Annotated in this window: 18 protein-coding genes and 1 pseudogene; 5 read left to right on the top strand and 14 right to left on the bottom strand. The window is 74.3% G+C overall.

The features are described 5' to 3' along the window. Positions 1–199 precede the first annotated feature (199 nt). Genes ettA through ACFWFZ_RS13270 form a run of 3 tightly spaced genes read left to right on the top strand, consistent with a single transcriptional unit; the run spans position 200 to position 3,038 of the window. Positions 200–1,864, top strand: coding sequence for an energy-dependent translational throttle protein EttA (gene ettA, locus ACFWFZ_RS13280; RefSeq protein ID WP_075970303.1), 1,665 nt, complete (start codon positions 200–202; stop codon positions 1,862–1,864). 17 nt (positions 1,865–1,881) lie between these two features. Continuing rightward, a complete protein-coding gene (locus tag ACFWFZ_RS13275; protein ID WP_030840593.1) occupies positions 1,882–2,331 on the top strand; it encodes a thioesterase family protein in 450 nt (149 codons plus the stop codon). Beyond that, positions 2,328–3,038: a hypothetical protein gene (locus tag ACFWFZ_RS13270; RefSeq protein WP_387121043.1), complete on the top strand. Its 711-nt coding sequence runs from the start codon at positions 2,328–2,330 to the stop codon at positions 3,036–3,038. The genes ACFWFZ_RS13275 and ACFWFZ_RS13270 overlap by 4 nt, the downstream gene beginning before the upstream one ends. Before the next feature lie 65 nt (positions 3,039–3,103). Here ACFWFZ_RS13270 and ACFWFZ_RS13265 read toward each other — a convergent pair whose 3' ends face one another. Continuing rightward, positions 3,104–3,508 carry a globin gene (locus tag ACFWFZ_RS13265; protein WP_387121040.1) on the bottom strand — a complete coding sequence of 135 codons (405 nt, stop codon included), beginning with the start codon at positions 3,506–3,508 and terminating at the stop codon, positions 3,104–3,106. Positions 3,509–3,589: 81 nt separating this feature from the next. Here ACFWFZ_RS13265 and ACFWFZ_RS13260 point away from each other — a divergent pair, with 81 nt between their 5' ends. Further along, a complete protein-coding gene (locus tag ACFWFZ_RS13260; protein WP_387121037.1) occupies positions 3,590–4,606 on the top strand; it encodes a methyltransferase domain-containing protein in 1,017 nt (338 codons plus the stop codon). On the opposite strand, the gene ACFWFZ_RS13255 is transcribed toward ACFWFZ_RS13260, so the two are convergent. From ACFWFZ_RS13255 to ACFWFZ_RS13200, 12 genes and pseudogenes are all read right to left on the bottom strand, one after another. Then, positions 4,607–5,623: an FHA domain-containing protein gene (locus ACFWFZ_RS13255; RefSeq protein WP_387121034.1), complete on the bottom strand. Its 1,017-nt coding sequence runs from the start codon at positions 5,621–5,623 to the stop codon at positions 4,607–4,609. It abuts the gene before it with no gap. A 45-nt stretch (positions 5,624–5,668) separates the two neighbouring features. Then, the gene (locus ACFWFZ_RS13250) at positions 5,669–6,994 is read right to left on the bottom strand and encodes a VWA domain-containing protein (protein WP_387121032.1); all 1,326 of its coding nucleotides are present in this window, start codon (positions 6,992–6,994) and stop codon (positions 5,669–5,671) included. Between the two features lie 33 nt (positions 6,995–7,027). After that, positions 7,028–8,659 (bottom strand): protein phosphatase 2C domain-containing protein, encoded by a 1,632-nt coding sequence (locus ACFWFZ_RS13245; protein WP_387121030.1) that lies wholly within the window; start codon positions 8,657–8,659, stop codon positions 7,028–7,030. 3 nt (positions 8,660–8,662) lie between these two features. Further along, complete coding sequence (locus ACFWFZ_RS13240; RefSeq protein ID WP_387121027.1) at positions 8,663–11,884, bottom strand: tetratricopeptide repeat protein; 3,222 nt, start codon at positions 11,882–11,884, stop codon at positions 8,663–8,665. Beyond that, a complete protein-coding gene (locus tag ACFWFZ_RS13235; RefSeq protein ID WP_387121332.1) occupies positions 11,881–13,155 on the bottom strand; it encodes a hypothetical protein in 1,275 nt (424 codons plus the stop codon). Before ACFWFZ_RS13235 ends, ACFWFZ_RS13240 begins: the two co-directional genes overlap by 4 nt. A 122-nt stretch (positions 13,156–13,277) precedes the next feature. After that, on the bottom strand, positions 13,278–14,228 hold the full coding sequence (locus tag ACFWFZ_RS13230; RefSeq protein WP_387121329.1) for a glutamate ABC transporter substrate-binding protein: 951 nt from the start codon (positions 14,226–14,228) through the stop codon (positions 13,278–13,280). A 143-nt stretch (positions 14,229–14,371) separates the two neighbouring features. Further along, entirely contained in the window at positions 14,372–15,781 is a 1,410-nt protein-coding gene (locus ACFWFZ_RS13225) for a hypothetical protein (RefSeq protein ID WP_387121024.1), read from the bottom strand. A 207-nt stretch (positions 15,782–15,988) separates the two neighbouring features. Next, on the bottom strand, positions 15,989–16,981 hold the full coding sequence (locus ACFWFZ_RS13220) for an N-acetylglucosamine kinase (RefSeq protein ID WP_387121021.1): 993 nt from the start codon (positions 16,979–16,981) through the stop codon (positions 15,989–15,991). Then, a complete protein-coding gene (locus ACFWFZ_RS13215) occupies positions 16,972–18,246 on the bottom strand; it encodes a 6-phospho-beta-glucosidase (protein WP_387121018.1) in 1,275 nt (424 codons plus the stop codon). Before ACFWFZ_RS13215 ends, ACFWFZ_RS13220 begins: the two co-directional genes overlap by 10 nt. Positions 18,247–18,259: 13 nt before the next feature. Continuing rightward, positions 18,260–18,448, bottom strand: a pseudogene (locus ACFWFZ_RS13210) (carbohydrate ABC transporter permease); the annotation flags it as partial. Between the two features lie 2 nt (positions 18,449–18,450). Further along, the gene (locus ACFWFZ_RS13205; protein ID WP_387121015.1) at positions 18,451–19,689 is read right to left on the bottom strand and encodes an ROK family transcriptional regulator; all 1,239 of its coding nucleotides are present in this window, start codon (positions 19,687–19,689) and stop codon (positions 18,451–18,453) included. Between the two features lie 134 nt (positions 19,690–19,823). Next, positions 19,824–20,906, bottom strand: coding sequence for a mechanosensitive ion channel family protein (locus ACFWFZ_RS13200; RefSeq protein WP_387121012.1), 1,083 nt, complete (start codon positions 20,904–20,906; stop codon positions 19,824–19,826). Between the two features lie 282 nt (positions 20,907–21,188). Here ACFWFZ_RS13200 and ACFWFZ_RS13195 point away from each other — a divergent pair, with 282 nt between their 5' ends. Next, on the top strand, positions 21,189–21,731 hold the full coding sequence (locus ACFWFZ_RS13195) for an HNH endonuclease (RefSeq protein ID WP_387121009.1): 543 nt from the start codon (positions 21,189–21,191) through the stop codon (positions 21,729–21,731). Between the two features lie 149 nt (positions 21,732–21,880). Here the strand turns inward: ACFWFZ_RS13195 and ACFWFZ_RS13190 are convergent, their stop codons facing one another. Continuing rightward, complete coding sequence (locus ACFWFZ_RS13190) at positions 21,881–24,904, bottom strand: beta-N-acetylglucosaminidase domain-containing protein (RefSeq protein ID WP_387121007.1); 3,024 nt, start codon at positions 24,902–24,904, stop codon at positions 21,881–21,883. Positions 24,905–24,943: the final 39 nt, after the last annotated feature.

The raw sequence follows: 24,943 nt of genomic DNA, 5'->3' as shown, positions 1-24,943 counted from the left end.
TCCGATGCTGGGCCGTCCCTGGGCCGTCAGAGGTGACCCAATGACGGCCCAGGGCGACCAATGACGACCAGGACCGTGCGAGGGCCATGACGCTGGACCCCAGGTCAGAGCCCCCGGACCATACGCGTTTCCCCCGGGGTATGGACGCCTGGCAAGATGGGGTGTATCTGCCCACCATCGATCTGCCGGACGGTTTCTCTTGGCTGAGTTCATCTACACCATGCGCAAGACGCGCAAGGCACACGGCGACAAGGTGATCCTTGACGACGTCTTCCTGAACTTCCTGCCCGGCGCGAAGATCGGTGTGGTCGGCCCGAACGGTGCCGGTAAGTCCACCGTTCTGAAGATCATGGCGGGCATCGAGCAGCCGTCCAACGGCGACGCCTTCCTCTCCCCGGGCTATACCGTCGGCATCCTCATGCAGGAGCCGAAGCTCGACGAGTCCAAGACCGTCCTGGAGAACGTCGAGGACGGCGTCGGCCCGATCAAGCAGAAGCTCAACCGGTTCAACGCGATCGCCGAGGAAATGGCGACGAACTACACCGACGAGCTGATGGAGGAGATGGGCAAGCTCCAGGACGACCTGGACCACGCCAACGCGTGGGACCTCGACGCCCAGCTGGAGCAGGCCATGGACGCCCTGGGCTGCCCGCCCGGCGACTGGCCCGTCACCAACCTCTCCGGTGGTGAGAAGCGCCGCGTGGCCCTCTGCAAGCTGCTGCTGGAGGCCCCCGACCTGCTGCTCCTCGACGAGCCCACCAACCACCTCGACGCCGAGTCCGTGAACTGGCTGGAGCAGCACCTGGCCCAGTACAAGGGCGCCGTCGTGGCCGTCACCCACGACCGCTACTTCCTCGACAACGTCGCCGAGTGGATCCTCGAACTCGACCGCGGCCGCGCGCACCCCTACGAGGGCAACTACTCCACCTACCTGGAGAAGAAGGCCGAGCGCCTCAAGGTCGAGGGCAAGAAGGACGAGAAGCGCGCCAAGCGCCTCAAGGAAGAGCTGGAGTGGGTCCGCTCCAACGCCAAGGGCCGCCAGGCCAAGTCCAAGGCCCGCCTCGCCCGCTACGAGGAGATGGCGGCCGAGGCCGACAAGATGCGCAAGCTGGACTTCGAGGAGATCCAGATCCCGCCGGGCCCGCGTCTGGGCTCGATCGTGGTCGAGGTCAACAACCTCTCCAAGGCGTTCGGTGACAAGGTCCTCATCGACGACCTGTCCTTCACGCTGCCGCGCAACGGCATCGTCGGCATCATCGGCCCGAACGGCGCCGGCAAGACCACGCTCTTCAAGATGATCCAGGGCCTGGAGAAGCCGGACTCCGGCGAGATCAAGGTCGGCGAGACCGTCAAGATCTCGTACGTCGACCAGGGCCGCGCCAACATCGACCCCAAGAAGACGCTCTGGGCCGTCGTGTCGGACGAGCTGGACTACATCAACGTCGGCAACGTCGAGATGCCGTCCCGCGCGTACGTCAGCGCCTTCGGCTTCAAGGGCCCGGACCAGCAGAAGCCGGCCGGTGTGCTCTCCGGCGGTGAGCGCAACCGCCTGAACCTCGCGCTGACCCTCAAGCAGGGCGGCAACCTGCTGCTCCTCGACGAGCCCACCAACGACCTCGACGTCGAGACCCTGGGCTCGCTGGAGAACGCGCTGCTGGAGTTCCCCGGTGCGGCCGTGGTCGTCTCCCACGACCGCTGGTTCCTGGACCGGGTCGCCACCCACATCCTCGCCTACGAGGGTGACTCGAAGTGGTTCTGGTTCGAGGGCAACTTCGAGTCCTACGAGAAGAACAAGATCGAGCGGCTCGGCCCGGACGCGACCCGTCCGCACCGTGCCACCTACAAGAAGCTCACCCGAGGCTGAGGGCTGAGGTCACGGCCATGGCCAGACACCAATACCGCTGCCCCCTGCGCTGGGCGGACATGGACGCCTTCGGGCACGTCAACAACGTCGTCTTCCTCCGCTATCTGGAGGAGGCGCGGATCGACTTCATGTTCCGCCTCGCGCCGGGCGAGGGCAGCGAGTCCTTCACGGGCGGATCCGTCGTGGCCCGCCACGAGATCGACTACAAGCTGCCCCTCGTGCACCGCCACGAGCCGGTCCTCATCGAGTCGTGGGTGACCCGCATAGGCGCCGCTTCCCTGACCATCCGCTACGAGGTCAAGGACGAGGCCACCGAGGACAGGCCCGAGACGGTCTACGTGCGCGCGGAGACCGTGGTCGTGCCCTACAACCTCGCCGCGGGGCGGCCGCGCCGCATCACGGCCGAGGAGAGGCACTTCCTGGAGGAGTACCTCGACGAGCCGCGTTCCGAGGCCGTCGCGGCATGATCGAGCAGCTGCGCTTCGCCGACTCCGGGGAGGCGGCGGACCTCGCCGCCTTCCTCGGCCGGCTGGTGCACTACGACCGGGCCGCCGCCGTCCGCCTCCAGGCGGGCGGCGGCGCGCTCGGCGTTTTCGGACGGCCCCCCTCCTTCGAGGTCCTGGCCGTCCGCACCGTGCGGCTCGCCGTCCCCGCGGCGACGCCGCTGGACGTGACCGTCTCCGCCGGGGAGCTCCTGGAGTCCGTGGACGAGGCCTCGGCCCAGGCCACCGTGCCCGGGCCGGTCACCGGCCCGCCGTGGACCGGGGTACTCCCGCCCCGCGGCGGCTGGCGGCAGCTGCCGGGGCTGCCCGGCCCCGAGGCGATCACGCAGGTCCTGGCGGCGTCCGTCGCCGAGTTCCGGGCCCGCGACGCGGCCCTGCCCGCGCAGCACCGGACCCGCTCCGAGCGCGACCGCATCGGCCGCGAGATCTGGTCCCGCTCCCTGGGCGACACCGAGCTTCCGCTGCGCGTCGCGCACGCCGCTCAGTCCCTGGGCTTCCTGCGGCCGGTACGGGCCGCCGTGTCCGCCCCCGCGCCCGGCGCCGCCCCCGACCCGGTGGCGCTGCTCGCCGCCGGGAGCTGGCTGCGGCTGCGCACTCCGTACGGTTCCGTGGCCACCCGCCGCCCCGGCGCCACCGGCGGTCTCGGCGCCTTCCAGGTCAGCCCGGTCTGACCCGTGTGCGCCCCGCGGGCCCCGTGCGCCGGCCGGCCCGCGGGTTCGTTCCAGGGGTGTCCCCGCTAGCCTGCCGTGTTGATCATCGACGCGGCGGCGTACGTCAGGTACTTCCACAGCTGTGCCTCGTGCTCCGGGGCCAGACCGAGCTCGTCCAGCGCCACCCGCATGTGCTTCAGCCAGGCGTCGTGGGCCGCCGAGTCCACCTGGAACGGCGCGTGCCGCATCCGCAGGCGCGGGTGGCCGCGGTGCTGGCTGTAGGTGGTCGGACCGCCCCAGTACTGCATCAGGAACAGCGCGAACCGCTCCTCGGCGGGACCGAGGTCCTCCTCCGGGTACATCGGGCGCAGCAGCGGGTCCTCCGCGACGCCTTGGTAGAAGCGCCGCACGAGGCGACGGAAGGTGTCCTCGCCGCCCACCTGCTCGTAGAAGGTCTGCTCCTGAAGGCTGCCCCGCGGAATCTCATTCACCCGACCATCGTCTCAGACGCCCGGCACCGCCCGGGGGCCCTTCGCGTCGCACCTGACGGCCGGGCGCAGGACAGTGGAGGCATGGGCGCACACACCGCACACGGCGCACAGGGTGCAGACGGCGCAGGGACCGAGACGCGGGACCTGCGGGAGACCGCGCACGCCGCCCAGGTGCGGGAGCTGACCGCGGCCGGCGTACTGGACGACCCGCGCTGGCGGGCGGCCTTCGCGGCCGTGCCCCGGCACGTCTTCGTCCCCTATTTCTGGACCGACCGCGGCGCCGGCCAAGAACGGCTCTGGGCCGAGGACCCCGACCCGGCGCAGCGGGCCCGCTGGCTGCGCGGCGTGTACGCCGACGCCCCGCTCGCGACCCGGCTGCGCGACGGCAGGCTGGTCTCCTCCAGCAGCCAGCCCTCCCTGATGGCGAAGATGCTGGCCGCCCTCGACGTGCGCGACGGCGACGACGTCCTGGAGATCGGCGCGGGCACCGGCTACAACGCGGCCCTGCTCAGCCACCGCCTCGGCGACGAGCACGTCACCACCGTGGACCTGGACGAGGAGATCACCGAGTCCGCCCGGGCCCACCTGGCCCACCTCGGCTACCACCCGACCGTGGTCACCGGGGACGGCGCCCGCGGCTGCCCCGCCAGGGCCCCGTTCGACCGGATCCTGGTGACCTGCACCCTCCCGCTGGTCCCGCACGCCTGGCTCGGCCAGTGCCGGCCGGGAGCGCGGATCCTCGCTCCGCTGTCGACCGGGCTGATCGCCCTCACGGTGCGGGACGCCGATTTCGCGGAGGGCCGCTTCCTGCACACCGCGGCGTACTTCGTCCCGGTGCGCGGGGCCTCGGCCGTACCGCCGCCCGACCGGATGGCCATGGTGCGCGGGCTCCCGTACGAGCTGGTTGAGAACGAGCGCTTCCAGTTCATGCTCGTGCTGACCGCCGGGGTACTGCACCCCCGCGAGGCCCTGGACCTGTGGCGCAGCGAGGGCCGCCCGGGCCGCGAACGCTTCGGGGTCTCCGTCGGTCCGGAGGGCCAGTGGTCGTGGCTGGACGACCCCCAGGGGCCCTACGTATGGCCCCTGGGGCAGCTGTGATCAGCCGCGGCGGATGGTGATCGTGGTCCAGGCGCCCACGTGGACGCGGTCGCCGTCGGCGAGCGGGACCGGGACGTAGGGCTGGATCGGGTCCTCGCCGCCGTTGATGGTGGTGCCGTTGGTGGAGTTCTGGTCCACCACCGCCCAGCTCATGTCGGGCTGCTGCACCAGCACCGCGTGCTGGTGGGAGACGCCCGGGTCCTCCGGGGGCACCGACAGGTCGATGTCCGGGGACTCGCCCGTGGAGGCGCGGCGGCGGCCGATGGTGATCTGGCCGCCGGACAGCGGAAGGTGCTGCTCCGGGGAGTACGCGGGCAGGTTGAGCCCGGTCGCCTCGGGGCCGCTGCGCTGCATCATCGCCATGAAGTACGAGCGGTCCGGGCCGATCGTCGCGGTCCAGGACCCGCCCTGCGGCGGGAGGGGCTGGTACGGCGGCGTCTGGGGCTGCTGCTGGTACTCCTGCTGGTACTCCTGCCGCTGGTGCGGCGGCGGGGGCTGCTGCTGGTACTGGGGTTGCGGAGCCTGCTGGTAGGCCGGCGGCGGCTCGTGCGCCGGAGGCGACAGCATCCAGTCGTCCTCGCGCTGGAGCGGCTCGGCCGGCCGGTTGACCCGGGACGGCCGAGAGCCCTGGTACTCGAAGTGGTCCTGCGCGTACGTCCCCGGCGCGGGCACGGGCGGCGGGGGCGGGCTGCCGGGACGGGGCCCGGCAGGGGCACCCGCACCGGTACCGGCGCCGGGCGCCGGCGGCCCCGGGTCCGTGGTCGGCGACGCGTACGAGGTCGCGGAGCGCGTCAGGTAGTTGTACCGGCACTCCTCGCAGAACGGGGCCATGGCCTCGCGCGGGGTCCGGCACTGCGGGCACAGCTCGGCCTGGGCGGTCGGTTCACCGGCGGTCGGGGGGAAGCCGTAGCCGTAGGAAGGCACCGCGGGGGGTCCCTCTGGGGTACCCATGCGGTGGCCGCAGACCTCGCACCAGTCGTCGGAGGCGGACTGGTGCCCGTTCGGGCAGGTCGGCATGGCGGCTCTTCCCCCTTCTTCTCCCCGCGGCACCGCGGGAGGCTCTCAGAACTTCTTCACTCGGACGGTCTGCGTCGAACGTGTTTCGAGAGTCATCTCGTCGGCGTCGGCAACCTTCGCTTTCAGCCGCACAGTACCTGCCACCGCGTCCACCACATCCACCACCTTCGACAGCAGCCGCGCCGTGTCGGCGTTGCCGGAGACGCTCGCCAGTTGTACGGCCCGTCCGAGTTTGGCCGTAGCACCATCGACATCGCCCATTTTGCGGGCTTCGAGGCCCTGCTGGATAGCCTGCGCCAGCTCCGCCTGCCCCGTGTAGTGGGCGACCTGCGGGTTGATGGCGGTCGAAGCGGCCAGGTCGTTCGTCCACACCGCGCGCACCAGGCCCTGGGCCAGGACGGCCTCGGGCTCGCCGCCCGTCGCCGGCCGGACGAGCGTGACGCGGGAGGCGAGCATCTCCTGGCCGACGGCTGCTCCGGGGACGCGTACGCACACGTGGTACTCGCGGGACTCGTCACCCCACGACCCGGTCGGATAGTCACCGGCGCGCGGGCCCGTGTCGGTGCGGCGGGCCGTCAGGTCCTGGACGGTGGGAGCGACCTGTTTGACGTACTGGATCTCCACGCCGACCGGGGTCCACAGGCGCAGCGAGACGTCCGCGACCTCCTTGCCCATGACGTTCTCCATCATCAGCGTGAAGTCCTCGGTGAGGTGGGCCGGGTCGGCCACGATGTCGGCGGAGCCGAGCAGGGCGCTCGCGATGCCGGTGACCTCCTTCACCTCCCAGTCGGTGCCCACACCTCGGGCGTCGCAGGTGAAGCGGCCCGCGCAGGCGTCGAGGGTGGCGCGCAGGACGGCCGGCTCCTCGTGCTCGTTGCGTCCGTCGGTCAGCAGGATGCCGTGCCGGATGGCGGCGGTGGAGCCGCGCAGCAGGCCGTCGGCCAGGCGCAGCCAGGTGCCGATGGCGGTGCCGCCGCCGGCGCCGAGGCCGCGCAGCGCCTCCTTGGCCTGGGCGCGGGTGGCGGGGTCGGCGACGGCGAGGCGGCCCTGGCCGGGATAGACCTCCTTGGCGACGTGCGTGCCGGCGATCACCGCGAAGGCGGTGCCGTCGCGCAGGGTGTCGATCGCCGCCGCGGTGGCCTCGCGGGCGCCGCGCATCTTCTCCGGCGGGTACTCCATGGAACCCGAGCAGTCGACCATGATCACGACGGCGGCCGTGCCGTCGGCGGGCGTCCCGCGGGTGACGCTGCCGCCGCCCGTGGCGGTGACGGTGACGATGGCGTGGACGTCCCGCCCGCCTTCGGGTAGGAACTCGTTCTGGTACACGTCCACGCTGAAGCGCGGGGCGCTCGGCTTGGCGAAATTCGCCATCGGCTGGACTCCTAGAGGGCTCGGGCAGGCGGGTCAGACCTGCGGTCGCGCTTCCACTTCCGGTTCCGGTGCTCCTGCCGGTCCGGGCTCCGGTGCCGCTCCCGGTTCCCGTTCGGTCTGCGTGGCGAACGGCACGACCGCCACGGTGATGTTGTCGTGGCCGCCGCCGTCGAGGGCGTGCCCCACGAGCACCTGTGCGCTGTGCAGCGGACGCACCGCCGCGTCGGCGGGCAGCACCTGCGCCATCTCCCGCGCGGACTCCGCGTAGTTCCACAGCCCGTCGGTGCATACCACCACCACGCCCGGGTGGTCCGGCTTGAAGATCGCGGTGTGCGGTTCGAGGTCGTACGCGTCGGCCCCCAGCCAGCCGGTGATGGCGTGCGCGCGGACGTCGGCGTAGGCCTCGGCCTCGCCCATCAGGCCGGCGGCGACCATCTGGGCGGCCCACGAGTCGTCCTCGGTGAGGCGGCGGGGCAGCGCGGCGCGGTCGTCGGGCACCCAGTAGGCGCGGCTGTCGCCGACCCAGCCGATGGTCAGCAGGCCGCCGCTGACGACGGCGCCGACCAGGGTGCAGGCGGGCGCGTTCTGCGCGCCGGGGACCTCCGGGGCCAGGGCGTTGACCGCGGCGGCGGCGGCCAGGATCGCCTCGTGCATGGCCTCCTGGGGGTGCGCGCCGCGGGGGAGCGCGTCCAGCAGCGCCTCGTTCGCGGCGGCGGCCGCGGCGGCCGAGGCCTCGTCGGGGCGGCTCGCGGAGGAGACGCCGTCGCACACGACGGCCACGGTGGCGGCGGAGCCGTCGGGCAGGGCGGTGGCCGACACGGCGAACGAGTCCTCGTTGCGGTGGTGGCGAAGTCCCCGGTCGCTGACGGCGGCGACGCTGCCGAGCTCCTCCTCCAGGTGGTCGCGCTCGCGGGGCTGCGCGTGCCCGCAGTGCTCGCAGTACCCGTCGGTGTCGACGTGCCCGGCCCGGCAGGCCACGCAGGTCTTCCCGCCGCCCGGCGCCGCCCCGGACGGGGGCGGGCCGTCGTAACCGCTGCCGTACGGGTTCTCGTGCGAGGCCTCGTGCGGGGTCTCGGCAGCGGCCTCGGAGGCGGCCTCGGCCGTGCCCCAGGGCGTGGTTTCGGCGGGTGCGCCGGGGTGGCCGCCGGAAGGGTCGCCGCCGGGACGGTCGTGGCGGGTCTCGGGGCCGTCCGTCGGCCCCTTGCCGCTGCCGTACGGGTTGTCATGGCCCGGGCCCGGGTACGGGGATCCGGCCGGGCTCGGCCGACGCTCCGGCTCCCGTCGCTGTTCCGGTTCATGTTCCGGCCGGTGCTGGGCCGGGGCGGTGGCCCAGTCGGCCGGGTCCCCCACCAGGGTCGGCGCGGCGGCGGCCACACTGCCCCAGCCGGGGGCGGGTTCGCCGGCGCCGGGGGAGCCGTGCGATCCGGCCGGCGCCGGCATCCCGTACCCGCCCGCAGGGGCGGCCGGGACCGGCGCGGGCGGTGCGGTGGGTGCCGGTGGTGCCGGTGGTGCCGGTGGCGCAGGGGGGATGGGAATGGTCGGGTGGTCCGTGGACGCGGCCGGGGGAGAGGAGGTCAGGGCGTAGCCGCAGAGGCCGCAGAAACGGTCCCCCTCTTCCAGGGGTTCCGCGCAGCTGGGGCAGCCCGACAGCCGATGCATCGACATCAATCACACCCACGTCCGGGGACGGAAACGGTTGGCCCGCTCCACCAGTTCGATCCTCTCCTCGCCACGCCGTGCCAGCCGTGCGAGGACGCGGTACGAGCGCTCCAGTCCGAAGCGCAGGCCCCGCTCGTCCAGTTGACAGCCGAGCAGCGAGGTGCGGCCGGGGTCGGCACCCCGGCCACCCGACAGTACCCAGTCCAGGGCCGAGCCCAGAACCTCGGTCGCCAGCGACTCCCGCCGTTCCGGGTCGAGCCCGAACCTCCGCAGGGCCTCCACCTGGTCGGCGGCCGCCGAAAGATCGGCCAGCAGCGGCTCGTCCGGTGACCGGTCGCGCAGACGTGCGCGTACGGCCGCCACCCGCGCGGCGGTGTAGTGGATGGACGCCTCCGGTACGGATTCCAGCGTGCGCACGGCTCCGTCCCGGTCACCGGCGGCCAGTTGGACCCGCGCCAGGCCGAAGGCCGCGCTGACGAATCCCGGATCGGTGATCCAGACCAGGCGGTAGTACTCGGCGGCGTTGTCCAACTGGCCCAGCACCTCCGCGCACAGCCCGAGGGCGAGCTTCGGCGCGGGCTCACCCGGGAAGGCGTCGTAGATCGCGTCGAAGGACAGCGCCGCCGTCGCGTCGTCACCGGTGGCCAGCGAGGCGATGCCGCGGGCCCACACCACACGCCAGTCGTCGGGGTGGCGGGCCTCCAGCTCGGCCAGGACGTCCCCGGCCGCGGACAGTTCGCCCAGCTCCAGCCGGGCGCGCAGCTCCCGCAGCCGCAACTCGGCCGAGTCGGCGGGCGCGGAGGCCAGCGCGCCGATCAGGTCCGCGGGCGCGGAGGCCAGCAGACCGGTCAGGAAACCGGCGTTGGGGTCGGCGGCGTCCACGAGCGGTACGGGCAGCGCCAGCGCGGTGTCACAGGCGTCGAGGGCCGTGACGGTCGCTCCCGCGGGGGCGGGGGCGGGCGGTGATGCCATGGGGCCCGCCCCGGCCGCGGGAGCGTGCCGGGCCCTGGGCACGGAAGCCCCCGCCACATGCGTGGCGGTGGTCCCGATCCCGGCCCCACCGGGCAGGCCGCCTCCGCCGAGCGCGGTCGCGCCGCCCGGCGGGGTGCCTGCGCCCGGTGCGGGCGGGGTTGTCGCGGGATGCCAGGTGCCCGGCGTGCCGCCCGGCGCGGCGGATCCCGGCGTGCCGCCGCCGGGGAGGCCCGCAAGGGGAACGTGCCGGGGCGCACCGGGGCCCGCCGGCGCGGCTGCGCCGCCGGGCGGGGTGCTTCCGCCGGACGTGTGGTGCCACACACCCGGCGTGCCGCCGGACCCGCCGGACCCGCCGGACCCGCCGGACCCGCCGGGCGGGCCGGCGAGGGGACCGTGTGCGAGCCCAACGGGTCCCGTCGGGGCGGCGGCGCCGCCTGTGGCCGGGCCGGGCAGGCTGACGCCGCCAGGCGGGGTGTGGCCCTGCCGGGCGGCCCCGGCCGCAACCCCGGCCCCGGCCCCGGCCGCAACCCCGGCCCCGGCCCCGGCCGCAACCCCGGCCCCGGCCGCAACCCCGGCCCCGGCCCCGGCCGCAACCCCGGCCCCGGCCCCCGCCCCGGCCGGGGCGGGAAGCCCGGCTTCGCCCGGGCCCGGGCCGCGGCCGAGGAGGCCCAGGAGTCCGCCACCCCGCCGGGAGGCGAACGGCCGGGCGGCGACCGGGCGGTGGCCCAGGCGCGAGACGACCGTGTCCGCGGTGTCCGTGCCGGTGAACAACACGGTGTCCGGGACCCGCAGTTCCGGGCCGAAGAGGGTGGACAGCTGCGGGCGCGGCCGGCCCGTCTGCAGGGCGACCACCTCCCGCAGCACACCCGTCAGCTGGTCGGCCATCTCCTGCGCGGAGGCGAACCGCCGCCCCGGGTCCGGGTCGGTCGCCCGTACCAGCAGCCGGTAGAAGGACTCGTACCGCCGGAACACCTCGATGTGCTCCGGATCCGGCAGCGCATTCACGAACACGTTGGTGTAGCCCTGGAAGTCGAACGTCAGGACCGCCAGCGTCCGCGCCACCGTGTAGAGGTCCGAGGCCACCGACGGCCCCGTCTCCGCGACCTCCGGGGCCTGGTAGCCCACCGTGCCGTATATGGCCGACTCCTCGTCGTCCATCCGCCGCACCGCACCCATGTCGATCAGCTTCAGCTGGTCCTGCTGCTGGATCGCGTTGTCGACCTTGAAGTCGCAGTACAGCAGGTTCCGGCTGTGCAGGTGGCCCAGCGCCTCCAGCGCCTCGATGCCGTACGCGCACGCCTGTTCCACCGGCAGCGGGTCACGCCGACCGTCCGGCCGGCGCCGCTCGTTCGCGATCTCCTTCAGCGACTTGCCGCCGACGTACTCCATGACGATGTACCCGTCCAGCGAACCGGTCCGCTGGTCCAGGTGCTCCACGAAGTTGTAGATCCGCACGATGTTGGAGTGCTCGATCTCCGCGAGGAAGCGCCGCTCCGAGATCGCGGCCTCCATCGCGTCCTGGTCCCCGGTGTCCAGCAGGCCCTTGAGGACCACCCACCGGTCCGCGACCGCCCGGTCCACCGCCAGGTACACCCAGCCCAGACCGCCGTGCGCGAGGCAGCCCGCCACCTCGTACTGCCCGCGCACCACTTCACCGGCGCGCAGCTTGGGCACGAAGGAGTACGGGTGCCCGCACTTGGTGCAGAAGCCCTCCGTCCGGCCCGGCCGGTCCCCGCGGGCCCGGCCCACCGGGGCGCCGCAGTCCGAACGCGAGCAGAACCGCTTGCGCTCCGGCACCTCCGGATTCTCCAGAACCGCCGCCGAAGGATCCGGACGCGGCACCTCCGGCACGTTGACCAGGCCGGCGCCCAGCCTGCTGCGCCCCGACGAGGAGGCGGCCGAACCCGAACTGCGCACCGACACCGAACGGGTGGAGGCCTGCCCCGTGAGCGACCGCGAGAGCCGCCCCGACACCGAACGGCGGGACGAGGAGGACCGGGAGGAGCGCGCCGAAGCCGAGGAGCGCGCCGAGCCGTGGGACCCCTGCGACCCCTGCGACCCCCGGGACCCACCGGATCCCAGCGCGCCGCGGGCCGCGCTCGTCATTCCCGTCGGCGGCGACACCAGCTCCTCCGCGCCCGCCGCGATCGAGCCGACCGGGGCCAGGCCGCAGGTGTCGCAGTACAGCTCGCCGCCGCCCATGTCCTCGTACGACCCCGGGCAGCCGGGGCGAACGCACGCTGCTCCGATCATGCTCATGCGTCCTCCGTCCCCGGCCCCTCGGGCCGGATCGTCTGCTCGGGCCGGTGCCGCGGCACCAGCGACTCGGCGGCCGCCTGCTGGTAGCGCAGGACGGCCTGTTCGGCGGCCCGCAGATCGCAGGGCGCGCTCCACAGCATCCGCCGGGCCGCGTCGTACCGCTCGACCAGCAGGGGGTCCTCCGCCAGGCCGTGCCGGGCCACCTTCGCCTTGTAGGCGTCCAGACGCCCGCGCAGCTCGGCCCGCACGGCCAGCGGCGCCGTCACCGCGGTCAACGATTCACGGGCCCTGCGCAGTTCCTCCTCCGCCCGCTCCTCCAGGGACTCCAGCAGCGGCGAGAGCCGGTGCCAGCGGGCCTGGCGCCGGTGCTCGGCCGCCGCCGCGAGCTGCTCCTGCAGCACCGTCGGGGGGCCGCTGACCACGGGCACCTCGGACGCGGCGATCTTCGCCAGCACCTCGCCGCGCGCCGTCCGCGCCTCCGCCAGGGTCCGGTCGGCCCGCGAGAGCACGTCGCGCAGGCTGATCAGCCGCTGCTCGGCGTCCTGCCGCACGGCCAGTACCGCCTCGACCTCCCGGCGTACGTCCTCCAGTGCGAGCGCGGCCCGGTCGTAGCGGTCGGTGTCCGGCCGGCCGCCGCCGGGCGCGGAACTCCCCGCGGCGGGACGCCAGAAGGCCAGCGGGTCCGCGATCACCTGGGTGCGCAGCTCCGTGAGCTCGGCGGTGATGTACTCCAGGTCGTCGCCCGAGGGGTGCTCGCCCGGCCGCACGCCCACGGAGTGGGCCAGCGAACGGGTCCGGTGCAGTTCGGCGGAGAGCAGGTCGATGCGGGCGGGCAGCGCCGACCACACGGCGTCGGCCGCGACCACCACGTCCAGGGAACGCGCGTAGAGGTCGTTCATCCGGGTCACGAGCTCGGCGAGGGAGAGCCGTTCGGCCAGCGCGGCGCCCTCCGAGGCGGCCCCGGCGATCAGGACACCGGGCCCGCGCAGCCGCTCGGTCAGCTCGACCAGGTCCTGGCGGTGGGGCCAGCGGCGCCGCTCACGGACCTCCCGGGCGGCGGTCAGCGCGCCGCTGTAGGCGTCGAAGTACGTCCACAGGCGGGTGATGTCCGCGTCGGCCGCCGCCCACCGCTCCTTGGTGAGCCCGGTCAGCTCGGCGCCTTCCAGCAGCCGGCGCCCCGCGTGGTCCTGGAGGGCGAGCAGCGAGGTCTCGACGGCCTCGTGCTCCGCGCCCAGCCGGGCCAGGGCACGGTCGACGCCGTCCCGGTCCATCACTGCCGAACCCGTCTCCACCGACCGTGCCTCCGCTTCCGCCGCCGCCTCCCTGTTCGCTTCCCCGCTCCCCTCCGCGTCCGGTCCCGTGCCCGGTCCCGTGCCCGGAGTCGCCACCGGCCTCAGCCGTCCCGGTACTTGGGCGCGGGCGGTGCGCTCACGCCGGGCAGCACGGGCTGCAGGTGCTTGAGGTACGCCCTCATCCACGGGCTGTCATTGCCGCCCGCGCGGTAGTTCTCCAGCACCTTGTTGACCCGGCGGACCAGGTCGGAGGCGTCCTTGTTCATCGCGACCCCGTAGAACTCGCGGGTGAAGGGCGAGCCGACCAGCCGCACCGAGGGGTCCTGCGCGGCCTGGCCGGCGGCGAGGGCGTTGTCCGTGATGATGCCGTCGACCTCGTGCAGCTGGAGCCGCACCAGGCAGTCCAGCTGGTTGGCGACGGTGACCGGCCGGGAGCCGTACGACTGGGCCTTGAGCGCGCTCTCCGCCGTGGAACCGGCCGCGACGCAGATCCGCCTGTCCTTCAGCGAGTCGTCGTAGCCGGTGATCGGCGAGCCCTTCGGGGCCAGCACCTGCTGTCCGGCCTCGAAGTAGGCCGTCGAGAAGGCGACGTCCTCAAGCCGCTGGCAGTTGATGGTCATGGTCCGCACGACGATGTCGACGCGGCCCTCCTGGAGGGCGGGGATGCGCTGGCTGGTCGGGATGGCCCGGTAGATGACCGCGTTCTCGTCGCCCAGGATGTCCTTGGCGATGGCCTTGACCAGGTCGATGTCGAAGCCGTCGAGGCGGCCGCCTTCCGCGGTCTGGTTGCGGTACCCCCAGCGGAAGCTGTTCTGGTCCACGCCCGCGACGAGCTTGCCCGCTGCCTTGATCCGCGCGATGGCGGCCCCGTCCACGTCGGACGGGCGCAGGCTGGCCTCGGGGTCCTGGCAGGTGTCGGAGAGGACCCAGGGCGCCGCCGGGGCCGCCACCGCCGAGGCGGGGCGGCGGGGGACACCGGGTGCGGTCTCCGTGGTCGCGTGGGCCAGCGGCAGCAGCACCGCCGCGGCCGTCACGGCGCAGGCGACGGCCATCGCGCTGACGCCGCCCCAGCCGCGCAGCCGGCCCGCGGCCCGGCGGACCCCGGACCGCGCGCCGGGGGCACGCCTGCGGCCCTCGTGCTCCTCGTACTCCTCATGGCCCTCGGAGGCCCGCCGCGCCCGTATCCGCATCGCTCTCACCTGTACTCCGAAAGCCTGCGCCCGATACCGAGCAGGGCCGCCGCCGCGCCGATGACCACCAGTACCGCCGAACCCGTCACCAGGCCGCCCAGCGCGCCGATCCCGTCCTGGGCCGCGCGGGTGAACTCCTGCTGCTCGTGGGCGACGGCCAGTTCCAGGGAGGCGTCCACCGTGTCGAAGGCGGCGCCGCTGCTCTCCTTGTGCTGCCCGTCCCCGACGACCTGGGGCAGTGCGGCTTCGTAGTCGCCCTTCAAGTCCGCCTCCCGGGCCGCCGCGTGCCGCTGCTTCCACTGCTCCACGCCGTCCGCGGCGCGGCTCACGGGCGTCCGGCCGTCTTCGTCGTCGGCCAGCCGCAGCGCGGTCGCGAGCCCCGCGTCCAGCTGCTTCATGTTGTTCGTGAAGTCCACGTCGTACTTGTCGGACTTGTTGTCCTCGGCCAGTACGGCGCCCCGCGCGATCAGTGTCAGGTTCTCACTCGCCCGGGCCTGCAGGGAGGCGATCCGCGCGTCGTTGAGCACCTTCATCGACTCCTGCCCGTCCGTGCGGGCTTCACTCAGCGAAGAACGCGCCACCGTGTGGCCGACGGACAGCCACAGCAGCACCACCACGGAGGCGGCGGTCGCCGCCACCAGTCCGTGGTTGAAGACCCGGTTCGTGTGGCGGTAGTTGCGCCGCTGCGCCCACACCAGGGCGGCCACGGCGAGCAGGCCGAGGCCCAGCGAGCCCAGCGGCCAGGCCCGGGCGTCGTCGTCGTCGGTGTGCAGCCGCCGGGTTTCCGCCTCGTAGAGCCGCTGGGCGGCGGGCAGCAGCTGCGTGGTCATCTGCTCGTTGGCGTAGCGGAGGTAGGCGCCGCCCAGCGGCAGGCCCTGCCGGTTGGTGGCGCGGGCCTGCTCGATCAGGCCGGTGTAGCGCGGCAGCTGTTCGCTCAGCAGGGTGATCTGCTCGCGGGACTCCTTGCTGCCGCCGGTGTTGGCGGCGGCGCTCACCAGCAGGCGGGAGGCGTTGGCGATGTCCTTCTCGTAGCGCTCGCGGACCTCGCGCGGCTCCTGTGCGCCGAGGAGGAAACCGCTGGAGGAGGTGGTGTCGGCGTCGGCGAGGGAGCGGTAGATGCTGGCCGCGTCCGCGCTCAGCGGCTGGCTGCGGCCCACCACGTCGTCGGCTGCGGCGGCCCGGCCGGAGATCTCCCACACGCTGACCGTGCCGAACAGCATGATCAGGGCGGCCAGTGCCGCGCCGATGATCCGCAGCCGGCCCGGCTCGGTCGTGGCCGCCTCGCGCAGCCGCTGCACTCCCTCGGACCATGCGGTGCTACGCCCCGGTGGCCCGGCGGGCGGCGACGCCGACGCGCCGGCGGGCGGCACGGGGGCACCACCTCCGGGCGCGGGCGCGCGTGATGTGATCGCCACCGTGACCTCCCCCTCGGTCCTGTCGTCCCCCAGCCGGCGCCGGAGGATCCCCCTGCGCAGCAGCAGTATGGCCGTAGTGCCGGTGGACCACAGCACCCGGTGCTGGATCCGGGGCGATCCGCCCCCGCGGGTGCCTCTCGTCACCCCTACCGTCAATACGTCCCTACGGCCGTAACGGTTGCAGACCGGGCGCCTTCCGGGGCGGGTTCACCCGAAATGGGCACGGAGTTTCCCGTGGGCCTCCGCCGGAGCCCCGACCGCGTCCAGGCCCAGCAGTCCGGCGCCCAGCACCGGGGGCGCCGTGACCACGGTGACGCGGGCGTGCGGGGCCCGTTCGGCGAGGCCCGCCGCGATCCGCTCGTCGAGCCGCGGGTGCCGGGCCGCCAGCACCCCGCCGCCCAGCACCACCGGCACCTCCTCGTCCAGCAGGCCCAGGCGGCCCAGCGCCACCACGGCCATCGCCACGACCTCGTCCGCCTGCCGGTGCACCAGCGAGAGCGCCACCGCATCCCCGGCGTCGGCCACCTCGAACAGCACCGGCGTCAGTTCGTGCCGCCGCACGGCCGGTACGTCCCCCAGGTGCATGGCCTCGATCAGCGAGGCCATCGAGCCGTGGCCGAGGCGTGCGGGCAGCGCCCGGGCCAGCTCCGTCGCCGCGCCCCGCCCGTCCTCCGCGCGGGCGGCGAACCACAGGGCCTCCTCGGCCAGTCCGCCCCCGCCGCCCCAGTCGCCGGAGATCCGCCCGACCGCGGGGAACCGCGCGGTCCGCCCGTCCGGGGTCATCCCGACGCAGTTGATGCCCGCCCCGCACACCACCGCCACACCGCGCGGCCCGGCGCCCGTGGGCAGTCCGGCGCGCAGCAGCGCGAAGGTGTCGTTGTGCACCGCGGTGGTGCGCCCCCAGCCGCGCCGCTCGATCTCCCGCGCCAGCCGCCGCTCCTCCACCGGGAAGTCGGCGTTCGCGAGGCAGGCCGACACATGCGCCGCGACGGGCCCGCCCCCGGCGCCGGGGCGCACCCCCGCGCGGGCCAGTGCCTCGGCCAGTACGTCCACGGCCGCGGGCACCCCGGTCCGCGGCGGCTGGAAGCCCCCGGCCTGCCCGGTGGCCAGCACGGAGCCGTCGGCGCCGAGGAGCGCGACGTCCGTCTTGCTGTTGCCCGCGTCGATCGCCAGGACCGCGGCGGGAAGGGTCACGCCCATGGCAGGTGCTCCTTGTTGTGCGCGAGGAGCCGGTCGGTCAGCCCTTCGGCCAGGTCGTACTGGCCGACCAGCGGGTGCGCGAGCAGCGCCTTGGACACGCGCTCGCGGCCGCCGCGCAGGGCCGCGTCCAGCGCGAGGTCCTCGTACGCGCTCACGTGCGCGATCAGCCCGGTGAACAGCGGGTCCAGGCGCGGTACCGGCAGCGGTACGGGGCCGGCGCCGCCGGTGGCGCGGACGCGCGCCTGGACCTCGACGACGGCGTCGTCGGGGAGGAAGGGCAGCGTGCCGTTGTTGTACGTGTTGACCACCTGCACGTCCGTGCCGCCGCCGCCCAGCAGCGCGGCCGCCAGGTCCACCGCCGCCTCCGAGTAGAAGGCTCCGCCCCGCCTGGCCAGCAGCGCCGGCTTCTCGTCGAGGGCCGGATCCGCGTACAGGCGGAGGAGTTCGCGCTCCATCGCGGCGACCTCGGCGGCCCGCGAGGGCTTGGTGCCCAGCTCCCGTACGACCTCGTCGTGGGAGTAGAAGTAGCGCAGGTAGTACGAGGGGACGACGCCGAGCCGGTCCAGTACGGCCCGCGGCAGCCGCAGGTCGGACGCGACGGCCTCCCCGTGCGCGGCGAGCAGCCCGGCCAGCATGTCCTCGCCGTCCGGGCCGCCCTTGCGCACGCCCAGCTCCCAGGTGAGGTGGTTGAGGCCCACGTGGTCCAGGTGGACGTCGGAGGGGGCGAGGTCCAGCAGGGCCGCGAACTTGCGCTGGAGGCCGATGGCGACGTTGCACAGTCCGACGGCCTTGTGCCCGGCCCGCAGGAGGGCCCGGGTGACGATCCCGACCGGGTTGGTGAAGTCGATGATCCAGGCGTCGGGGCTGACCCGCCGGACCCGCTCGGCGATGTCGAGGACCACCGGGACGGTGCGCAGGGCCTTGGCGAGCCCGCCCGCGCCGGTGGTCTCCTGCCCGACGCAGCCGCACTCCAGGGGCCAGGTCTCGTCCTGGAGCCGGGCGGCCTGCCCGCCGACGCGCAGTTGGAGGAGGACCGCGTCGGCCCCGGCGACGCCCGCGTCGAGGTCGGTGGTGGTCGTGACCTTGCCGCCGTGGTCCTGCCGGGCGAAGATCCGGCGGGCCAGGGCGCCGATCAGCTCCAGCCGCTCGGTGGCCGGGTCGATCAGCACCAGCTCGCTCACCGGCAGGGTGTCGCGCAGCCGTGCGAAGCCGTCGATCAGTTCGGGGGTGTAGGTGGAACCGCCGCCCACCACTGCGAGTTTCAACGTCGTCAGCCTTTCACGCGGTCAGGGCGACTTCCTCGACGAACGCCTTCGGGGCGAAGAAGACGAGGACGGTCACCGGGGCCGTGACCAGCACGGTCGCGGCCATGGTCAGGTTCCAGTGGGTGTGGTGCGCTCCCTTGAAGGAGTCCGGTCCGTGACTTGGGGGCCAGGCTGCGGGGTTGTCGCAGGCGCAGATCCGCGGAGTCAGCGGGAGGTGTCGAAGACCTCGTCGCGGGTGGCGGCCAGCGCGCTCTCCAGGGCGCCGTGCAGGACGGGCCGTTCCAGGACCTCGCCGGGGACCAGGCGGGGGCGGGAGGGGGCCAGTTCGGCGAGCTCGGCCTCCAGCATCTCGCGCAGCGGCTCGCCGCCCGCGCTGATCGCGGCTCCGGCCAGGACCACGATCTCCGGGTCCAGTACGGCGACCAGCGAGGCGAGCCCGGTGGCCAGGGCGGTGGCGTACTCCTGGAGGAAGCGCAGGCGCGCCCCCTCGGGCGCGGCGGCGGCATCCGCGAGCAGCGCGACGGCGGCGGCGACCTCCGGGCCGTGCGGCCCGGGCGCGGCACCGGGGGTCTGCGGCGGGTACGGAGCCGGGGCGACCTCGACGCCCAGGTGCGCGGCGAGCCGGGGCAGTTGCTCCACGCCGGCCAGCTCCTGGTAGCCGCCGGAGTTCGCCCGGGTGACCTGCCGTACCAGGGGGCGGCCCGGCACCGGCAGGAAGCCCACCTCGCCCGCGCCGCCGGTCCAGCCGCGGTGCAGCCGGCCGCCGAACACCAGCGCGGCGCCGAGCCCCTCCTCGTTCCACAGCAGGACGAAGTCCCCGTGCCCGCGGGCGGCGCCGAGGCGCTGCTCGGCCACGGCGGCGAGGTTGACGTCGTTCTCGTACTCGACGGGCATCGGCAGGGCCGCCGCCAGGTCGTCGAGGAGGGTGGGGGAGTGCCAGCCGGGGAGGTGGCCGGCATAGCGCAGCCGGCCCGTCCGCGGGTCGAAGGCGCCGGGCGTGCCGATGACCACCCGGTGCAGGTCGCAGAGGTGAAGCCCGGCGGCTTCGACGGCCCCGCCGAGGGCCTCGGCCACCTGGACGACGGCGTCCGCGCCCTCCGTGTAGGGGACCTCGTGGGAGGCGGCCACGACGCCGGTCAGGTCGGCGACGGCCGCCAGGACGCGCGCCGGGGTGACGTCGATGCCGCCGACGTACGCGGCCCGCGGGTTGATCGCGTACAGCTGGGCGCTGGGGCCGGGGCGGCCGCCGTCGGTGCCGGTGGCCACGACGAGTCCGGCGGCCTCCAGCCGGGCCAGCAGCTGGGAGGCGGTGGGCTTGGACAGCCCGGTCAGGTGCCCTATGCCGGTCCGTGACAGCGGGCCGTGCGTCAGCAGGAGGTCGAGTGCGGCCCGGTCGTTCATGGCGCGCAACAGGCTGGGCGTTCCGGGCGTGGCGGCGGGCATGCGGCGGCTCTCCCTCACCGGGATGATCTGTTAGGTAAGTTTCCTGTCGTCGTTCGAGCCGTGTCAATGGCGCTGCCCCGCCGGCCTGGTCCGTGAGGACCGGCCTGCGGGGCAGCGGGAGCGCCGACGCGGCGCTACTTGGTGATCCGCGGGCCGGACGGCGGCGGGATCGGGGCGGTGGCCAGGGACTGCGGGGAGACGGGGTTGGCCAGGGCGGACGGCGCGGCGACGGAGGCCGTCGGGTCCGCCGGTGCCTCGTCCTCCTCGTCCCCGGCCGGCAGGCCGCCGATGATCTGGATGCCCGCGGCGTCGAAGGCCTCCTTGATCCGCCAGCGCAGCTCCCGCTCCACCGCGAACTGCTGGCCCGGCATCGTCTTCGCGGACACCTTCACCGTCATCGAGGCGAGCAGCACCTCGTCCAGGCCGAGGACCTCCACCGGACCCCACAGGCGCTCGTCCCAGGGGGACTCCTTCGCCATCGCGTCGGCGACCTGCTGGACCACCTCGCGGATCCGCGTCAGCTTCTCCGAGGGCTTGACCTGCACGGCCACACCCGCGGTCGCCCAGCCCTGGCTGAGGTTGCCGATCCGCTTGATCTCGCCGTTGCGCACGTACCAGATCTCGCCGTTGTCCCCGCGCAGCTTCGTCACGCGCAGGCCGACCTCGATGACCTCGCCCGAGGCCACCCCGGCGTCGATCTTGTCGCCCACGCCGTACTGGTCCTCCATGATCATGAAGACGCCGGAGAGGAAGTCCGTCACCAGGTTGCGGGCACCGAAACCGATGGCGACACCGGCCACACCGGCACTCGCCAGCAGCGGGGCCAGGTCGATCTTCAGGGCGGCCAGGACCATCAGCGCGGCCGTGCCCAGGATCAGGAAGGACGCCACCGACCGCAGTACGGAACCGATCGCCTCCGACCGCTGGCGCCGCCGCTCGGCGTTGACCAGCAGCCCGCCGAGCGCGGTGCCCTCGACCGCCTCGGCGCTGGTGTTCATCCGGTTTATGAGCTTGGTCAGCGCCTTGCGGACCGCCGAGCGGATCACTGCGGCTATCACCACGATGAGCAGGATGCGCAGGCCGATGCTCAGCCAGGTGGCCCAGTTCTGCTCGATGAAGCTCGCGGCCTCGGTGACGCTCTCCTGCGCCTCCTTGACCGAAGCGGGCGCGTCCGGGACATCGGCTGCCAGCGGCAGCAGAGCGGCGGGCCAGGGCACGACAGGAACCTCCAGATGTAGCGGTCTGCCCGCCGGGGGCCCCGCGGACGAGACCGCGGCGGACATGCGGGGCAGACCATCCACACTAACGGGGCAATCCCTCCACCTTGGTGCCGTGTTCGAGGGAGAGACCAGACTCACCTGGGGATGACTGAGTGTGGTTGAAAACACCTCGGACCCGTTACGGGCGAGTGGTGGCGCTTCGACCAGCCGTAAGGAGAGACTGGAGAGCAGATCGTCCCGGCGCGAGCCACGCGCCGCCGGCGTACAAGGAGGCAGTCCGTGCCGCACGTCCTGGTCCTCAACGCGTCGTACGAGCCCCTCGGCGTCGTACCGCTCCGCCGCGCGCTCGTCCTCGTCCTGGAGAACAAAGCGGTCTCCCTGGAGGAATCCGGCGCCTATCTGCACAGCGCGACAAGGGCCGTCCCCGCGCCCAGCGTGGTACGGCTCAAGCGCTTCGTGCGGGTCCCCTACCGGGGGCCCGTTCCACTCACCCGGCGCGCCCTGTTCGCGCGGGACGGCGGCCGCTGCATGTACTGCGGCGCGGTCGCCACCAGCGTCGACCACGTCATTCCGCGCAGCCGGGGCGGACAGCACGTCTGGGACAACGTCGTCGCGGCGTGCCGGCGCTGCAACCACGTCAAAGCCGACCGGCACCTGCTGGAACTGGGCTGGCGCCTGCGTCACCAGCCGGCCCCTCCCTCGGGTCTGGCCTGGCGCATCATCGGCACCGGACACCGGGACCCCCGGTGGATGCCGTACCTCCAGCCCTACGGGGCCGACGACGCGCTGGAACGGATCGGGATCGGCGTGGCGGCCTCCTGACGGACCCTGCCGGGGGCTTGGCGGATCCGCCGGGCGGCGGGAGCGACGGCGGCCGGACCGCAGGCCGTCGTCAGGCCCGCGGCCCGGCTTTCCGCGGTGCTGCCCCGGGCCCCGCGCCGCAAACGCCGGCGAGGCCGGTCCAGGCCGGGCTACGGCGTGACCGCGTAGGCCTCCGCCGACCACAGCGAGCAGCCGTAGCGCGTCGCGCGGCGCTCGCACGTCACCCTCAGGAAGCGGGTGTCCGCCGCCGACGCGTCCAGCCGGAGCGACTCATGGCCGCCGCGGGACTTCGTCACGGCCGCGGCCGTCCGCCAGGTCACCCCGTCGGCTGAGGTCTCCACCCGGTAGGCCGAGGGGTACGCGTCCTGCCAGTGCAGCTCCAGCCGCCCGACCCGGACCGGAGCGCGCAGCTCCGCCTGCCACCAGGCGCCGTCCACGGCCGGCGACGACCAGCGGGTGGACGGCGAGCCGTCCACGGCCGCGGAGGCCGGGAAGGACGCCGTCTCGTTCGCCGAGGAGCTCGCCCGCGCGGTCCGCAGCAGATCCGGCCCCCCCGTCCGGGGCACCGCCCGCACCGTCAGGGTGCGGGTCTCCCCGTCGAAGGCCACCGGGACCCGGTAGTCGCCCGGCGGGGTGTTCGCGGCGACGACGACCTCCAGCGGGATCGAGGCCCGGCCTCCGCGCGGGACCACCGCGGTCTGCGGCAGGCGGACCTCTATGCCCGCCGGAGGCTGCGCCGTCAGCGGCCCGCGGACCTCGCCGGGGCCCACGGCCGACAGCTGCGCCGTGACCCGCTGCGGCGCGCCGCCGATCTCGGCGTCGGCCCGGCCCCCGTCCGCCAGCTCGAAGCGGGTGCGGGGACCGTCCCCGAGCCACGGGACCACCTGGTGCACCGCGGGCGCGTCCCCGGCCCAGGCCAGGCGCACCGCGTCGGCGCGCACCCCCGCCGTGTCGACCTGGGTCCAGCCCGACGCCGCGGCGTCGGCGACCTTCCGCCAGCCCTCGCCCGGTACGTGGACCTCCACCACGGCGCCCCGCGTACCCGCCGGCAGCGGGTCCGTCATCACCGTGACCGCCGACACGGGGCGCGCGGCATCCAGCCGGACCGTCCAGGACTGCGCGTCCTTCGCCACCGTGCCCGTCGTGCGGGCGACACCGGTCCAGGCGTCCGCCTCCTCCGCCGCCTTCTTCAGGAACGGCTCCAGGACGGCCTTGTCCACCTGGGCCGGTCCCGGCTCGGCCAGCGCCCGGCGCGCCTCGGCGAGGGCCCGGGAGGCCTGCCAGGCGGCCGCCCCGTCGCCGCGGGCCTGGGCCCGCAGGACGTCCACGGCCAGTTCGCCGGCCGCTCCGTAGCGCGAGAGCAGCTCCATCCAGGGGCCCGCCTCGTCCGACAGCGCGGTCAGCCGGGCGGGGGTCTCGCGCATCACGGTGAACGCCTTGCGCAGCTCGGTCCCGGCCGCCGGATCACCCGCGGCCCGGGCCTTCCAGAACTGCTCGACCAGCGGCTTCAGATACGCCGACTCCTCCTGCTTGAGGCCGGACGACACGGTGTTCCCGGCCAGCGCCGCCACCGCCTCGCGCTCCCGCGGGTCGGATCCCGACAGATCGCGCACCGCCGCCTGCCAGGACTCCCCGGCCCGGTATCCGCGCGGGTTCCAGGCGAAGTCGGCCGCCGTGAAGAGCGGGATGCGCGACAGGACGGGCTGCTGCATCGCGTTGGCCAGCAGCGCCGCCGAGCCGCCCGCCACCGCCGGTTCGCGGCCCGCGTACGGGCCGAGGAAGATGCGGCCCGGGTCCCAGTCGTTCACCGGGTAGTTGTCCATGGTGATCAGGGGCTGCTGCCCCAGGGCGGAGCGCGCCCCGGCCAGTTCCCTGCCCGTGATCGTGCGCGGCACCACGCCGACGCCCGTCCAGGCCACCTCCACCCGCGTGTCCAGCGCACGGGCCAGGGCAGTCCGGTAGGCGGTGGCGCCCTCCTGGTAGTACTCGGTCGGCAGCAGCGACAGCGCGGGCGCCCCCGGGTACCGGGCGGCCAGGTGCGCGGCCAGCTCGTTGGCGACCTCCGCGTGCGCCTTCGCGGCGGCCTGCGGGCCCTTCCCGTACCGCTCCCGGTCCGCGCGGCAGCCCCACTCGGTGTAGCTGACGTCCTGGAACTGCACCTGGAAGGCGCGGAAGCCCAGGTCCCACATCGCGTCCACCTTGCGCCCGAGCGCAGCCCGGTCGGCCGCCGACGACAGGCACATGGACTGCCCCGGGGTGACCGCCCAGGCCAGGACGACCCGGTTGGCGCGGGCCCGCTCGGCCAGCGCGCGGAACTCCTCCTGCCGCTCCCGCGGGTAGTCCTCGCGCCAGCCCGTCGTGCGGTACGGGTCGTCGCCGGGCGCGATCAGCAGCCGGTTCTGCTTGGTGCGGCCCATGAAGTCCAGCTGGGCCAGGCGCTGCTGCTGGGTCCACGGCTGTCCGTAGAACCCCTCGGTGATCCCGCGCACCGGCGCGGCCGGCCAGTCCCGCACCAGGACGCCGGGCACCTTCCCGCGGCCCGCGCCGAGCAGCTGGCGCAGTGTCTGCGCCGCGTGGAAGAGCCCTTCCCCGCCCACGCCGGCCAGTGCGACCGTGTCCCGACCGCCGGGCCGCCCCACGGCCAGCCGGTAGCCGCCGTGGGGCAGGTCCGTGGCCGCGGTCGCGCCCAGCGCCAGCAGCGCCTCCTGCGCGCCCGCGTCCTGGAGCCGTACGAGGGTGCCCCGCTCGGGCAGCGGAGCCCCGGGCTCCGGCTCGTGCAGGGTCTTCACGCCCGCCCTGCGCAGCGCGTCGCGCACCACCTGGACGGCGTACGGGTCGGCGTCGGCCGGGGCCACCAGCACGGCCTCCGTGCCCAGCGCCAGCTCACGTGCCTGATCGGCGGCCATCGACTGCGGCCGGGGCCACACGGCGGGCCCCTCGGACGCGGCCCGGGGGGTGTCGCCGCCGGGGTCGAGCGCGGGACCGACGGCGCCGTTGGCACCCACGCCCGCGGCACCGGCGGCGCCCGCCGCGCCCGGCGAAGTGGTCGGTGCGTCCGGAACGGCGGGACCCGCGAGGAACCCCGGCGGCGCGGAGGCCACGGCGCCGCCGAGCAGCGACCCGATGACCGCGATGGCCGCGGCCGTCGACCGTTTCCTGCCCCTGAGCTGCACAGAGCCTCCTCGTCGCGAGACGTCCCCCACTCGTACGAA

Origin of the sequence: Streptomyces sp. NPDC060232 (assembly GCF_042726555.1) — a bacterium.
In the GTDB taxonomy this organism is placed as follows: Bacteria; Actinomycetota; Actinomycetes; order Streptomycetales; family Streptomycetaceae; genus Streptomyces.
Note: the sequence above shows the minus strand (reverse complement) of the source record. Positions and strands in the feature narration are given on the sequence as shown.

Excerpts from the sequence above, each read along its gene's own strand:
- ACFWFZ_RS13275 (WP_030840593.1), top strand. The coding sequence starts at position 1,882 with ATGGCCAGACACCAATACCGCTGCCCCCTGCGCTGGGCGGACATGGAC.
- ACFWFZ_RS13270 (WP_387121043.1), top strand. The coding sequence starts at position 2,328 with ATGATCGAGCAGCTGCGCTTCGCCGACTCCGGGGAGGCGGCGGACCTC.
- ACFWFZ_RS13260 (WP_387121037.1), top strand. The coding sequence starts at position 3,590 with ATGGGCGCACACACCGCACACGGCGCACAGGGTGCAGACGGCGCAGGG.
- ACFWFZ_RS13255 (WP_387121034.1), bottom strand. The coding sequence starts at position 5,623 with ATGCCGACCTGCCCGAACGGGCACCAGTCCGCCTCCGACGACTGGTGC.
- ACFWFZ_RS13250 (WP_387121032.1), bottom strand. The coding sequence starts at position 6,994 with ATGGCGAATTTCGCCAAGCCGAGCGCCCCGCGCTTCAGCGTGGACGTG.
- ACFWFZ_RS13245 (WP_387121030.1), bottom strand. The coding sequence starts at position 8,659 with ATGTCGATGCATCGGCTGTCGGGCTGCCCCAGCTGCGCGGAACCCCTG.
- ACFWFZ_RS13240 (WP_387121027.1), bottom strand. The coding sequence starts at position 11,884 with ATGAGCATGATCGGAGCAGCGTGCGTTCGCCCCGGCTGCCCGGGGTCG.
- ACFWFZ_RS13235 (WP_387121332.1), bottom strand. The coding sequence starts at position 13,155 with ATGGACCGGGACGGCGTCGACCGTGCCCTGGCCCGGCTGGGCGCGGAG.
- ACFWFZ_RS13230 (WP_387121329.1), bottom strand. The coding sequence starts at position 14,228 with ATGGCCGTCGCCTGCGCCGTGACGGCCGCGGCGGTGCTGCTGCCGCTG.
- ACFWFZ_RS13220 (WP_387121021.1), bottom strand. The coding sequence starts at position 16,981 with ATGGGCGTGACCCTTCCCGCCGCGGTCCTGGCGATCGACGCGGGCAAC.
- ACFWFZ_RS13205 (WP_387121015.1), bottom strand. The coding sequence starts at position 19,689 with ATGCCCGCCGCCACGCCCGGAACGCCCAGCCTGTTGCGCGCCATGAAC.